The organism is Sphingobacterium sp. UGAL515B_05, from assembly GCF_033097525.1.
Lineage (GTDB): Bacteria > Bacteroidota > Bacteroidia > Sphingobacteriales > Sphingobacteriaceae > Sphingobacterium.
Genome location: NZ_CP109907.1, coordinates 832,259 through 847,141, shown reverse-complemented (window position 1 = coordinate 847,141; position 14,883 = coordinate 832,259). Strand labels below are relative to the sequence as shown.

The 14,883-nt window shown below is 39.5% G+C and carries 6 protein-coding genes; all 6 read right to left on the bottom strand.

What is annotated here, in order from left to right:
* Positions 1-11: 11 nt before the first annotated feature.
* A complete protein-coding gene (locus OK025_RS03320) occupies positions 12-2,417 on the bottom strand; it encodes an ABC transporter permease (RefSeq protein ID WP_317668329.1) in 2,406 nt (801 codons plus the stop codon).
* 246 nt (positions 2,418-2,663) lie between these two features.
* Positions 2,664-5,048 carry an ABC transporter permease gene (locus OK025_RS03315; protein ID WP_317668328.1) on the bottom strand — a complete coding sequence of 795 codons (2,385 nt, stop codon included), beginning with the start codon at positions 5,046-5,048 and terminating at the stop codon, positions 2,664-2,666.
* A gap of 37 nt (positions 5,049-5,085) precedes the next feature.
* Positions 5,086-7,491, bottom strand: coding sequence for an ABC transporter permease (locus OK025_RS03310; protein WP_317668327.1), 2,406 nt, complete (start codon positions 7,489-7,491; stop codon positions 5,086-5,088).
* Positions 7,492-7,524: 33 nt separating this feature from the next.
* A complete protein-coding gene (locus OK025_RS03305; RefSeq protein WP_317668326.1) occupies positions 7,525-9,915 on the bottom strand; it encodes an ABC transporter permease in 2,391 nt (796 codons plus the stop codon).
* Between the two features lie 51 nt (positions 9,916-9,966).
* Positions 9,967-12,360 (bottom strand): ABC transporter permease, encoded by a 2,394-nt coding sequence (locus OK025_RS03300; protein ID WP_317668325.1) that lies wholly within the window; start codon positions 12,358-12,360, stop codon positions 9,967-9,969.
* A gap of 100 nt (positions 12,361-12,460) precedes the next feature.
* Positions 12,461-14,851: an ABC transporter permease gene (locus OK025_RS03295; protein ID WP_317668324.1), complete on the bottom strand. Its 2,391-nt coding sequence runs from the start codon at positions 14,849-14,851 to the stop codon at positions 12,461-12,463.
* Positions 14,852-14,883: the final 32 nt, after the last annotated feature.

The following is a 14,883-nucleotide window of genomic DNA, read 5'->3' as shown; positions in this document are numbered from 1 at the left end:
AGTTTCTTAGATTATTCATCTCTTAATTTTTCAACTGGATTAAACCGGGTTGATCGAAATACAATAATGCCCACCAATAAACTCAGCAAACCGATCAAAGTCCCCAACGGTAACAAGTAGGTAAATGCATTGATTTCTACTCGGATAATGTAATTTTGCAGCCAGTATTGCATCAATAGATAACTCAGTGGAACTGTCGTAAATGCAGCAAATAGGAAGATTCCGTAGTACTCTTTTGAAAAGAGTAACATCAAATGTGCTAGTGAAGCTCCAAGTACTTTACGAATGCCTACTTCTTTATTGCGAAGATGGATGGAAAGCGATATTAATCCAGTAAGTCCCAAAGCCACGATCAGTAGCGAAACAACCGTAGCAATCTGGGAAGCGCGATGCAGCTGCAACTCAGTTTCATATAAACTTTTGATACGTTCATCCATAAATTGATACTCGAATGGTGCATCAGGCAGCAAGGTTTTCCATTTTTTTTCTAGTTGTTGTATTGTATTGGAAAGAGAGCCTTTTTGTAAGCGAATACTGAGGTATCGGTATTGAAGGCTCTCATGTACATCTATCCAGATAATTGGCGGGGATGCCTGATGAAGTGTGTTGGCTACAAAATTTTCAGCAACGCCCACAATAGTCATTTTATAACTAGGATCATTTATTGCTATTTGCTGACCAATCGCCTGCTCGGCATTTTTAAAGCCAAAATCATCCATAGCTTTCCTGTTGATGACAACTGGTCTATTATCCGCATGAGTAGCATAGTTTTCAGGAAGAAAAGTTCCCGCAATTAGTGGTATTTCATAGGTTCCCAAAAAGTGACTATCACTTGTAATCCGTTGTACCTGGATTTCTTTGTTTTCAACCGTACCGAATGCAGATTGCATATTGAATCCCAGTAATCCCGGTGTTTCATAAGATAAGCTTACAGATTTTACTTCTGGTTGCTGGCTGAGTTCATGTTGTAAAGTCTCCATTTTGCGAACACCATTTTCGGACCAATCTCTAGGTACTTGAACGGTTAATAAGTAGTCCTTGTTGTAACCTAGATTGCTATGGAGAAATAGATCCACTTGTTTGGAAATAATTAGTGTGCAGACAAGCAGGAGCAAGGCTACCCCAAATTGAAAAAACAAAAGAATTTTTCGTACCAGCTGTTTGCCTCCCAGCGTCGAAAACTGATTTTTGACTGCCGGAAGTACCGCTATATTGGAAAGCTTGATTGCAGGATATAGACCCGCCAGCAAACCAATTAATAAGGTCATTATACCCAGTAGACCAAAAAAATAAATCGGCAATTCCATTAACGTAGGCAGCTTGCGCATCAAGATATGTTCGAAGATTGGGCTTGTCACGATATAGATTGGCAGACTGATGAATGTTGCTATGGCCACGATCAGGATATATTCGGTCATCAGTTGGTTAATAAGTTGCACCCGAGACGATCCCATCATCTTGCGAACACCCATTTCCTTTAATCGCGTAATATGCTGAGCGATACTAAAATTAATGAAATTTATAATGGCCATGATCAAGATAAAAATAGCCGTCAAGACCAATGTCCGTATCATTTTGCGAACAGCCCCCTGGTTGTCGTCCAAATAATAGGTTTTCAATGGTTTTAAACTAGGGCTATATTGGCTGGAAAATTCCTTATCTGTATTTTTGCTTACCAGTGTCTCTATGGCAGCGTCTACCTGTTCCAAACTGATACCTGGCTTCAATTCAATGTAACCAGCAATATATGGATTATTCCAATTGTCTATAGATCGGCCAAAGAATTGCTCGTTGATGATCGGTAAAAATATGTCGGCATGCATATTCTTTGTGAGATCCATAATGGCATTTTGGACGTCGGATTTGATGATTGCTGTAATTTCAAAATCGTGTTTTTCACCCTTGAAATTTTTTATTTGTAGCGACCTTCCAAGTACGTCCACTTGTCCGAAATATTTTATAGCAGCTTTTTCACTGATAACAACTGAAAAGGGATTATTCAAAGCCGTATTGGGATTGCCCGCTAAAATATCGAATCCGAACATCGTCAATAGACTAGGATCTCCGAGAGACATCCCTTCCTCATGGATTGTTGCTCCGTTTGCTACGATACCTGTCAATCCATCAATCCGATAATAATTAGAGACAAGATTAGGATACTCCTCATGTAAGGCTTTGGGGAGCGCCCCTAATGTGGTTAAGTTAATACCAAATCCTTCTTTCTTATACTTGCTTTGCAACAAAAATTGCCGATCAATATTTTTGATATTGCTATTCACTTGGTGTACATCCCAGACATAGGCGCCTACAAGTAGTAGAAAAGTAATACCGCAGGTCAATCCAATTAGATTGATCAGATTTTGCACTTTTTTCTTTCGAATATTTCGCCAAGCAATCTTAAAGTTTGTAAAGTTCATTGTCTTTGTAATAAGAATTTATTCCGTTCGTGAAGCTGTTAGTATAATGGGGCCTCGACATAGAAAAATAAAAATACAAATGTTTGGCCAAGTGTATATATTGTTGATAGTTAGTTTTTTATTGCTGTTGTGCTGCTGAATGCTGTTCGATATCGGACAGTTTGCCGTTCAATATTGTACAGCATTCAACCTCCAGCTCGGCGGATGCCTGTAGCTGGAGATCCTGTTCCATGTCGCAGCAGTCAATCATTCGTTCCGTAAACTATGGACCGGATTTGCTATTGCAGCCTTGATGGATTGTAGTGCAACGACCAATAACGTCAAGATTAATCCAGTGCAGAAAGCAAGGGAAAAGATCCACCAGCTAATTTCTATTCGGAATGGGAAATTAGTTAACCAGTGCTCCATGAGATAAAATGCTACAGGAGTGGCAATAGTGAAGGCAATAGCCATCCACTTGAAAAAGTCCTGAGATAGCAAAATGACAATACCTGAAACGGAAGCGCCAAGTACTTTTCGTATGCCAATTTCTTTTGTGCGTTTGAGGATATTGATGGACAGCAAACCTAAAAAACCAAGTGAGCTGATACATAGCGATACAATAGCCGCAATCCAGATAAGTTTTTCAACCAACGCTTCTTTTTTGTAAAGGTTAGCAATTTGCTGATCGTAAAACTTATATTGGAAAACTTCATCAGGATACCAGTTTTTCCATTGTAGCGCTAGCGTTTTCAATAATATATCTTGCTTATGTCCCTTAAACTTAACGGCCAGATTTTTTAATCGGCTTTCATTGTAGCCAATTACGGTAGGGGATATAGGCTCGTTGAGCGAATTGGTGCTAAAATCTGCAACTACACCTACAATTTTTCCGATGTGCTCTTCATTGAGCCCGCCAGCATTCAAATTTCGGCCAAGGATATCATTGGGGTTTTTAAATCCCAATGTAGTAGCCATCTGCTGATTGACTAAAAATTCTGGATTTTGTGGATTGTCATCAAAATTCCGTCCGGCCAATAATTTGATGTGAAAGGTCCTAATATAGGTTGAATCGCCGATTGTATACCTAGCAGGCCATTTTTCCCATTCTGATCTGTTATCAAATTGAAAAGTTCCACCCCATACTTTTTCGTATGATGGCGGATTGTCACAGAAAGTAAATGATTGCACTTCCGTTCGATCACGAAGGAAATGTGCAATTTTCTCTTTTGATTTCAGCATGTTATTCGTCATGGGAAAGAGAACCACTTGTTCACGATTAAAGCCAATATCGGTCTGCTTGAGATGGTTTACCTGTAAGACAATAACGAACGTGGCAATCAGAAGAATCATGGCGATTATATTCTGTACGACAATAAAAGATTTTCTGGTTAAGCTCCATGGGCCTATGGTCAACTTTTTTAATGCTTGCTGGATTTTCATTCGATTTACAAAGATCAGCGGGTAAACGGAGGTGACTAGTGCGGTAGATGTCCAGAGGATTCCAATTGTACCCAAAAATGAATACAGGTTGATAATTTGCACGGGCTCATCTTCAAATAGGTATTGATTGGCCCAGGAGATGGAAAGACTCAATAGTAATAACGCAAATAAGACTGAGCACGCTGTCAACAGCAAGGTTTCGGTCAGAAACTGGTAATACAGTTGCTGCTTGGAACTCCCTAGTATTTTTCTGACCCCCATTTCTACGCTCCGGTTCATTTGTTGGGCAAATACGATATTACTATAGTTGATAAATGCCATAACACCGATGCCCACGGCGATAACAACTAAGATGTTCAATAAGGTTCGTTGGGTCCCTTTGCCATAATCCGCGTCAAAATGAAAATGGGGTAGTGGCAGTAGCTTATAATGAAAATATTGAAGTACATCCTTGTCCCAATATTTCGTGATTAGCTTTTGTATACTTTTCTCCACAGCAGCCTGATCGGATGTATGTTTTAGTTTTAATATGATGTTGTTACTTGAATTAGTATAGCCCCAATTGAGAAAGAATCCATCATCTTTGGGAATCTGCCATAAATTTGTCAGTGAATTTAACGATATATAGATATCCGAACGAAAATCGGAATTTCTCTTGCTGTCATCGATGATACCGATGACCTTTATGGGGAATTTGCCATCTACTAAAATTATTTTTCCGATCGGGTTTTCATCTTTAAAATAAATTTTTGAAATACTTTTAGTCAAGGCTACCGTATTGGGTTGATCCAGTTCCTCCGGTTTGCCTTGTATCCAAGGAAAATTTAATATGTTGAAATAGCTGGAGGAAGTAAATGACGCTTTGCCTGCTGTCTGATATAATTGATCCTCTATACGTAGCGTAAGATTTTTATTATCGATATATAATGCTGTTTTTTCTACTTGGGGAATTTCACGAGATATGGCGTCATACATGGCATAAGCGCCCCCTTTGCTGTGTTCTATCTTGTCCAATTTTAAATCTTGTACGACTAAAAAGGTTCGATCTTTATCGGCGTGAAACTGATCAAAGCTCAATTGGAAACTATTGTAGATGTAGATAAACAAACTACAGGCCATGGCTAACCCTAGCCCGCATATCGTCAGCATTGTATAGTAGCCATGTTTAAATAATTGTCTTAAAGCTGATTTAAAATATAGCTGAATCATTGTTTGAGGTTATTGTATCGATAATTATAAACGTTTTTTATTCATCACGTAGACTGTCAACAGGCTTTGTTAGGGCCGCGCGTATCGCTTGTGAACTTACAGTAATTAAAGCAATAAAAACGGCTAGCGCTCCTGCTAGCACAAACATCCACCATTGCATCTCAATACGGTACGCAAAATTCTCTAACCATTTATGCATCATCCACCAAGCTAGGGGAGAAGAAATGATAATGGCTATTAGCACGAGTTTGACGAACTCCGTGGAAAGCATGCGCGTGATGTCGGGAACTGTAGCTCCAACAACTTTTCGGATCCCTATTTCTTTTCTGCGTTGATTGGCGGTGAAAATAGCCAAGCCGAATAAACCAAGGCAGGCCACAAAAATTGTCAGTCCCGCAAAGATGCTCAGTAATTTACCCGTTTTCACCTCTGCTTGGTAGGTTTGTGCGTATCGGTCATCCAGAAAGGAATAGCTGAATGGAATGTCTGTTGGAAAGGAACGATAGAGAGATGCTAATTTTTGAATGAGCTTCTCCATATCGGCTGTTTGGGTTTTGAGAATCAAACTCCCGGCTTGATCGCTAAGAACCATCACAAGCGGGGAGATCTGCTCATGTAAAGAGCGAAAATGGAAATCCTTAACGACACCGATAACACGATAGCTTTTGTTGTCTTTATTGGTCAATATTTTACCAAGACTATGATCGTTCCAACCGAGATCTTTTGCTGCGGTTTCATTGATGATGACAGAAAGGCTGTCATTACCAAATGTTTTTGTGAAATTTCGTCCTTCTTTAAGCTGCATACCCATAACCGGAATATATTCTTCATCTATATCGTAACGAATCGTTTTGACCCATTGATCAGTATTGCCATCTGGATAGATGAAAAAATTGTTGTTGTTACTTTCTCCGGCGGGGAGATAGGACGAATGAGAGACATGTTTGATTCTGCTGTCTTGCATCAATAAATTATAATATGTCTTTTCGTTTTTCCCCAAAGGCCAGCTCGGTATAATAAGGACATTATCCTTGTTATATCCAAGTTTAATATGACGCATATAATCCAGCTGCTGAACAACGACCACGGTTCCAAAGATAAGTCCGACGGAAATGATGAATTGAAATACAACAAGCCCACTGCGTAAATTAAGGCCTTTAGTCGAACGACTTATTTTCCCTTTTAATACACGGAGCGGATTAAATGAGGATAAATATAACGCGGGATAGCTGCTGGAAAATAAACCGACGACTAAACCAAAAGTCAGCAGGAACGGGATAATTTTAAAAGCGTCAAGTTTTTGAATTTCAATCTCTTTTCCTGAAATCTGATTAAATAAAGGAAGGGCAAGTAAAACAATTCCCAAAGCTATTCCCAAAGAAATATAAGTCAGGAGGACGCCCTCCAGCATAAATTGTCGCATCAGGTTTTGCTTGTCGGCACCCAATACTTTTCGTACTCCTACTTCTTTACACCGTCTAAAGCCACTGGCTGTAGATAGATTCATGAAATTAATTGTGGCAATCAATAGCATAAAGAGTGCAATAGCACTAAAAATATAAACGTAACGTATATCCCCCGGAGCGCTGAGGTCGTAGTTGAAATTCGAATGTAGATGGATATCTGTGAGCGGCTGTAGGTAAAGACCGATCTGATTTCCCGTTTTCTTGTATTCTTGGTAACTCATGCCAAAACCTGCCATAAATTGTGTGGCGACATGTTTGTCGAATAGCGTGGCTAAGTTTTTTTCGAGCTTTTCACGTGAAGCATTTTTCGAAAGCAGCGCATAAGTATAATATTCGGAAGTCATCCACGAATCTGATCGTGAATCTTCCAGTGCATCCAAAGAGGTGAATACATCAAAATGAAAATGAGAATTTTTAGGAATATCTTTGATGACACCGGTGATTTTGAGGATTGTCGGATTGTCTTTGACCGAAAGATCCCGTCCAACCACGTCCTTCGTACCAAAATACTTTAAGGCAGTAGATTCGGATATAACTACCGCATTGGGATTAGCAATTGCTGTAGACTTATTTCCCTTAATAAAAGGAAGGGTAAAGATTTTGAAGAAGGATGCATCCACGTAAGCCATCTTTTCTTCGTGGAAAACTTTGTTGTTGACGACAAATAGGGGGGATCCACCGATTCTCAGTCGTGCAGTTTCTTCAACTTCGGGCAGCTCTGACTTCATAGTCGAAGCCACGGGTGGCATCACATGCGCCTCGTTGATGGTTCCGCCCTTTACAGTTCCTCTGAAAACAACACGTACAATACGGTCTGCATGCTCGTTGTAACGATCAAAACTAAACTCATCGATTACATATAAGCTGATCAATAAGCAGGTCGCAATTCCAACGGCTAACCCAGCAATGTTGATAAACGAAGTGGAGAAATTGCGTATTAAATTTCGCCATGCTATTTTTAAATTGTTCTTGATCATATTGAGGCCCCTTTTATTACTATAAATGAATATTTACTCGTTTCGTAAGCTATCTACTGGATTGTTTAGTGCGGCACGTATTGTTTGGAAATTGACAGTAATGATGCTGATCAAAAAGATGGCAAGCGCGGCAAGAATAAAGAACCACCATTGTACGCCCACATTGTACGCATAATCTTCGAGCCATTTTTTTGAAAAATACCCCGCTATTGGACTGGCAATAAAAATAGCCAAGGTGGATAAGATGAGATAATCTTTTGAAAAGAGACGTGATATGTCGAGCACTGTTGCGCCTAGGACTTTGCGTATGCCAATTTCTTTGGTGCGCTGTTCGAGATTTTGCATAATCAATCCTGTGATTCCTAAGGCGGAGATCAACAATGTCAATGCACTGAATAGGATAAATAATTGCACTTGCTTGCTCTCTTTTTCATATTGTTTTGCAATCAAATCATCTATCCAATGGAAGGAAACGTGTTTATCAGGATAGGTATTTTGTATAATATGAGATACCGATCGAAAGATTTGTTGTTCTTGTCCTTTCCCTACTTTTATCAGAATATTGCCGTTTCCGTTAAAATCTTTTGCCAAAATCACTGTTGGTACTATTTTGCTACGAAAAGACTCACTATGGAAATCTTTAATGATTCCAACGGGGATAATTTGAAGGTCCTTATACAGGATACCGAGTTTGTCTATCCCAAGCTTTTTTGCCGTACTTTCCGTCACAAGGGCATTATTGATACCATCGTCTTCTCCCAGATCCATTTCTACAGGCGTATAATCTTCAGGAGTCAATAATCGACCTTTAACCAACTGGATTCCCAAAGTCTTGGACAAATCGACATCGCCACCGATGAAACTGACTTGGATATTTTTCCCTGGATCGTCCTTGTCGACGATTGTCTTGGCAAGGTAGCCCGACCCGATTGTCGGCGTCCAGGCAGCGACGCTGACCGATTCAACCCCGGTAAGTTGACCAATTCGATCTTTTATATTTGTATTTTGTGTACCCTTGTTAAAATAATCGATGTTCAGCACATTTTTGACTTCCATTCCCAAGGGAGCTGCTTGCATATAGCTGAGTTGGGACTTGATTGTTATAAGGCCAATGATGACGATAATGGCAATGCTAAACTGTGTTGTGATAAGCATTTTTTTGATAAGGACTTCTGCATTGGGAATTTTTGATAGCTTATTTTTTAAGGCATCTGAACTCTTAATACCGGAGATCAGCCATGCTGGATAAAAACCAATTAGCAGGCCAAGGGCAATTGCAGTCATCATAAATGCCAATAGCAACGGGAGCTGTATGGATTTAATATAAGCGAGATCATAGCCTATAAAGTGCTCCAGCTGGGACAATCCAAGTTTAAAGAGTACCAAACTGCATAATGCAGAAATAAAAAACAGTAGGATTGTTTCCAATAGCATCCGTCTGATCATCTGGGCTCGGCTGGCCCCCAATACTTTATGTATATGAAGTGTCCTTAATTTTTTAACTGTTCTTACAGCGTAAATATTAATAAAATTGATACAGGAAATAATAAAGACCAAAACGGCAACACCCACAAATATGTTTGTTGTTTTTTGGTTGCCGCTGATATCTACACTGCCTAATGGCTCCATATATATATCCTGAATAGGCTGCAGGCGAAAGGAAGTCACCTGTTTTGTGTTTGGACTGAGGTATCCTTTATACCAATGATTTAGTTTCTGCTCGAGATCTATTCTTGGTGTTCCGGGTTTTAGTTGTACAAATTGTTCGGTGTAGTACCCCGAGCCATCTTTGCTTAATTCCATCGACATTTTAGGCACTAAAGCAATGGCGGAAGCTCTGAGCGTTGAATTATAAGGAAGATTATCCATAACACCCGTAATGATATAATCGGATGGCTGATCGGTATAGGGGTCGGCACTTTGGATGACTTTGCCGATGACATCTTCGTTCTTAAAGTACTTTTCTTTGAATTCTTTGCCGATGAGCAAGTTTGTTTTTCCTTGGACCAGCTGTTTGGGATTGCCTTCGAGAACCTTGATGCTCAACATATCCAAGATATTTATTTCCGACTCCAAAACCTGTATGCCTATGGGCTGTGCTGAGCTTGCATGCGGTTTTAAATAATATTTTCTGGATTCTATCCGAGCCTCATTTTGAATCTCCGGGAATACTTGTTTGAGTTCCGTACTTAAATTAACGAATGTTCTGGACATTTGGTGTTCAAGGCCAGCAGTTGAATCTATGGTCACAATCCGAAAGAGATGATCCGCATTTTTCCAGCTTTTGTCATACGAGTTTTCTTCAATGACAAGAGCAAATACGAGAAGGCACAAGGAAAAACCAATACTTAAGCCCAAGATATTGATCCAGGTATATTGTCGGTTGCTAATGAGGCTGCGAAAAGTAAGTTTGAATGAATTCATGCCTTTCTTGATGTTTTAAAACTATACGAAACAAAGTTGTTAAACTTTGGGCTACTCATCGCGTAAACTGTCAACAGGGTTGCCTAATGCAGCCTTAATTGCTTGATAGCTTATCGTTGCCATACTGATCAGAATAGCCAATAGTCCAGCAATGACAAAATAATACCACTGTATCTCAATTCGATAACTGTAATCTTGTAACCATTTATCCATGGCCCACCAAGCAATAGGTGTCGCAATAAAAATAGCCACTACAACAAGTTTGATAAAATCGATCGAAAGCAAAGATGTTACCTGGGTGACACTTGCGCCAAGAACTTTGCGAACCGCAATTTCCTTCATGCGTGTTTCGGCCATATATGCGATTAATGCCAGTAAACCTAGACAGGAAATAAAAATCGTCAATCCAGCAAAAACCATCGCAAGGGTACCTATTGCTTTAGTTTCCTTAAATTTCTCTTCGTAGGTTTTATCGATGAATTGATATTCAAAAGGATAGTCTGGATTAAATTTCTTAAAGATTGACTCAATCGTCTTTAAGTTGTCCGCTATTGCGTTGTTTGGATTTAAACGGTAGTGAATCGTTGTAAACCAGGCTTGCGGTCCTAATATCACCATAGGCTTTTTGTCTCCAAAAGGTGATCCAATGATAAAATCTTTGACTACACCAACCACCGTCCATTTGGTGCCATCACCATCCACAATGCTATTGACCGGGTTTTTGAGGTGCAAACTTTTTACCGCGGATTCATTTAAAATTAAGGCAGTACTGTCTGTCGCAAACTTGTAAATATCGATATCCCGCCCCTGTATAAGTGTTAGGCCTAGATTTTTTACGGCATCGGCATCGGTACTAAAACGGTTATAGGAAATGCGTTTGTCCTGTTCCGTTGGTGTCCCGGACGTAAACCCCCAGCCATTGCTATAGAAATCGGTTACCGGCGACATGTTTTTCGATACAGAAACAACTGCGTTGCTGGCTAATAACTCATCCCGCAGGATTTTATAATTCTTTTCCAAGTCTCCTTGAATACTGCTATAAAGTAGCCCATTTTCATTGTAACCTCGGTCGCGCTTTTTGGTATATTGGATTTGTTTCGCGACAATGACTGTTGCGATAATCAATATAATAGCGAGACTAAATTGAATGACGACTAAAAGTGAGCGAATACTAAGGCCTCTTGTTTTAGAAACAAATTTCCCTTTCAAGGTCTTGATAGGCTGAAATGAAGATAGGAAAAAGGCCGGGTAGATACCCGCTAACACCCCCGTAAATAAGGCAAAACCAATTAAAAAAAGCCAGGTTGGTAAGTTTAATAACGATAAGCTCAGCTGTTTTCCCACCAGCTCGTTAAAAAATGGCAGGACAATAAAAACAAGTAACGTAGCTAGTACCATGCCGATCAGGCTAATTAATATGCTTTCAACCAGGAACTGCGCCATTAGGCTTGTCTTATTTGCCCCAATTACTTTGCGGACACCAACTTCTTTTGCACGGCGTTCGGAACGTGCCGTACTCAAATTCATAAAATTGATGCTTGCCACCAATAAAATAAATACACCGATCCAAGCAAATAGCTTGACGATATCGATACGTCCGGAAGTATAATTTCCTCCTTTTCCGCTATTGTAAAGGAAAGAATCTGGATAGGGGAAGGCAAAAATCTCACCCGTATTTCTTGCAGAAGTATAACCGGCAGCTTTATTACTCGTATTGATATGATCTCTCAGATAGGTTCTGATTTTGTCGTTAAATGCGTTGACTGAAGTACCTTCTTTTAACAGAACATAAGTAGCTATTGAATTATTGCTCCAGTTGTCGTCTACATAACCGATTATTTTTGCATATTCAAATGGGAGGAGGATGTCAAATTTGAAACTTGAATTGCTCGGAAGATCTTTGAGTACCGCTTGCACGGAGAGCTGATTAACCGAATCTATTTTAACGGATTTTCCGATAGGATCTTCGCCGCCAAATAGAGCTTTTGCATAACTTTCTGTAAGAACAAGACCCTTTGGGTTATCAAACTTAATATTCTGTTCGCCTTTGGCAAAAGGAAGGGAGAACATCTTGAAAAAACCAGGATCTACAAAAACCGTGTTTGCAATTAATTTCTTTTCTTTAAATGTTGTTAAAAATTGAGACCCCTCATTATATCTGGTAAAAGCTTCGATATCTGGAAAATCTGCAGCCAATGAGGGCGCTAGTATTTTAGGTGTATATGCCCAGGCTGATTTTTCGCCTTGAAACTCATCGCGATTACTCAATATGTGTAGGCGATCTCCCTTTTCATGAAAGCGATCCATGGTTAACATGTTCTGCAACCAAAGTGCTATAAGTAATGCTCCGGCCATACCGATCGCCAACCCGATGATGTTAATCAAGGAGAAGGATTTATTTTTCATCAGGTTCCGCCATGCGATTTTGATGTAATTTTTAAGCATATCTGTCGTATTAGGTATCGATAAATAGAAAAAACTTGAATTTTAAAGGTCCAGCTTGTTATTTATCGGGTGTCTTTATTTTTAATAGCTACTAAAACAATTACTCATCTCTTAAACTATCAACCGGGTTTAGAATCGCAGCTTTTATGGTTTGAAAACTAATGGTGATAAATGATACCAATAATGCACTTATCGCCGCCACAATAAATACCCACCAATCTAGCGTGATGTGGTAAGCAAAATTCTCTACCCAGCGGTGCATGGCATACCAGCCTAAGGGTACACTGATCAATACAGCACACAGGACTAGGGCCATAAAGTCAACGCTCAATATGTTGACAATCTTGATCGTTGAAGCACCTAATACTTTACGTATACCTATTTCCTTGAAGCGTTGTTGTACGGCATATGCAGATAATGCAAATAATCCCATGCAGGCAATAGCAATTGTAATGATGGAAAATAGCTGCATGACCCGTGTTGTTTGTTGATCCTTTAGATACAGCTTGTTGTAGTCATCATTGAGAAAATGATACTCGAAGTTATTTTTTAAGTCAATATCTTTGATGACAGACTTAATTTGAGCTAATGCATCTTTAATTGGTGTATCTGGATTGAGCCGAATAAAGATGTTGCCAAAATAATAATACTCGGGAAAGAGTACGATCGGTTTGACTTCGTTGTGTAATGAAGCAAAGTTGAAACTGGCTACGACCTGTTTGATGCTTCCTTTACGTCCGTTTAAGTTGATTTTCTTTCCGATAGCTTGTTGAGGAGTAAAGCCCATGGCAGATGCCGCTAGTGTATTTACAACGAAACTATATTCAGGTGATATGCTATCCCGTGCACGTAAGATGTCGGTATCTGAAAGCGGTTCGCCGGCAACAGACTGAATGTGAAACACGGAGACGAAATCTTTTTCGATTGGGATTGCAGTAACATTCATCTCAAAATCGCTAGGCTGGCCTTCTACTTCGCCAACAGTGTACCCCCCATGGATATTCACGGGATTATCATAGGAAGCCGTTACACCTTGAACACTATTAAGTTGTATTAACTTTTCTTTTAATAGCTGCCTTTCTTTATCTTGCCATCCTCGGCCATCAATGACCAACATATCAGAGCGATCCAATCCAGTGTTTTTAGACTGGATAAAATCCATCTGTCTACTCGCAAATAAGGTGCAGATAATAAAAAATATAGAGATACTGAATTGAAAAGTAACGAGTACCTTGCTCAAAGATATACCACTTTGTCTTTCGGTCAATTTTCGCTTAAAAATGGAAATAGGTTTTGAGCTTGCTATTGAATAGGCTGGCCAGCCACCTGAAAGCAGCGTCAACAAGGCTATGAAAACAAGTAAAATCGTATAAAACCGAGGGTCAGTCCATACGGTTAATTTCATTTCGGTACCCATAAATGAACTGAATACGGGTAACAAAAGTACCGTAGTCAGAAGACTAAAAGCAACCGCTAGAAAGACCATGATGCTACATTCAAAAAAGAACTGAAAGAATATCGTTTTCCTTGCGGCACCTAAAACTTTCTTGACACCAATTTCTTTCTTTCGTTCAAGTGCATGTGCTAGAACCAAATTTGTAAAATTGATGCAAGTTAACACAATGAGCGCAGCACCTAATGCTATTAAAATATAGATATAGGTAATGTTTCCTGTCCCGGCTGCTTTGGAGTGAAGATGGATATCGGTCAGCTTTTCTAGGATAAATCGAAATTGATAGCCTTGTTTTGTTGCTTCGGCGAATTTTGATTTTGTCATTTGGTCCAATTTCTGTTGGATCGAACCGAACTGATCTTTGTTTTTTAGGAGCGCTATGGTTATATCATTTGCAGATGACCAAGCCATTTCTTTGTAGCGTTCTAATCTTTTATTGGAAAGGAGTGCAGAGAAGTTCAACTGTGTATTTGTTGGCAGGTCTGCAATGATACCTGTGATTTTCCAGTTGACTTTGTCAATGGATAGTGTCTGACCGATGGCCGACTGATTGGGGAAATATTTCGCTGCGAGCTTTTTTGTTAAGACAATCTGATTTGGTTCTGCTAAGGCTGATCGTGAATCACCTTCGAGAAAGGTAAAACCTAAAGTTTTAAAAACATTTTGGTCAGCATAAAGTAGGCCTTTTTCAGTTATTAGTCCCTCTTTGGATTCTATTTTACCGCCTTTGGAATAGCTGTAGAATCTGGTTGCCTGCTCTACATCTGGAAATTCAGCTTGTAAAGCCGGAGCTAAACCGGTCGGTGTAACCGAGGAATTTACTTCTTCCGTGCTATTGGGTGCTTTATAAGTGAGGCTAATATAAGCTAGACGGTCTGCATTGGGAAGGAAACGCTCATAACTAGATTCATGATATATGTACGCTGCCAACAATAGGAAACATGTTATTCCGATGCTAAGGCCAAACATATTTAAAAGAGAAAAACCCTTGTTTTTTCTGATATTCCGCCAAGCAATTTTAAAATAGTTCTTTAACATGGTTATGAGCATTTAGACTTTAATTAGGCTAT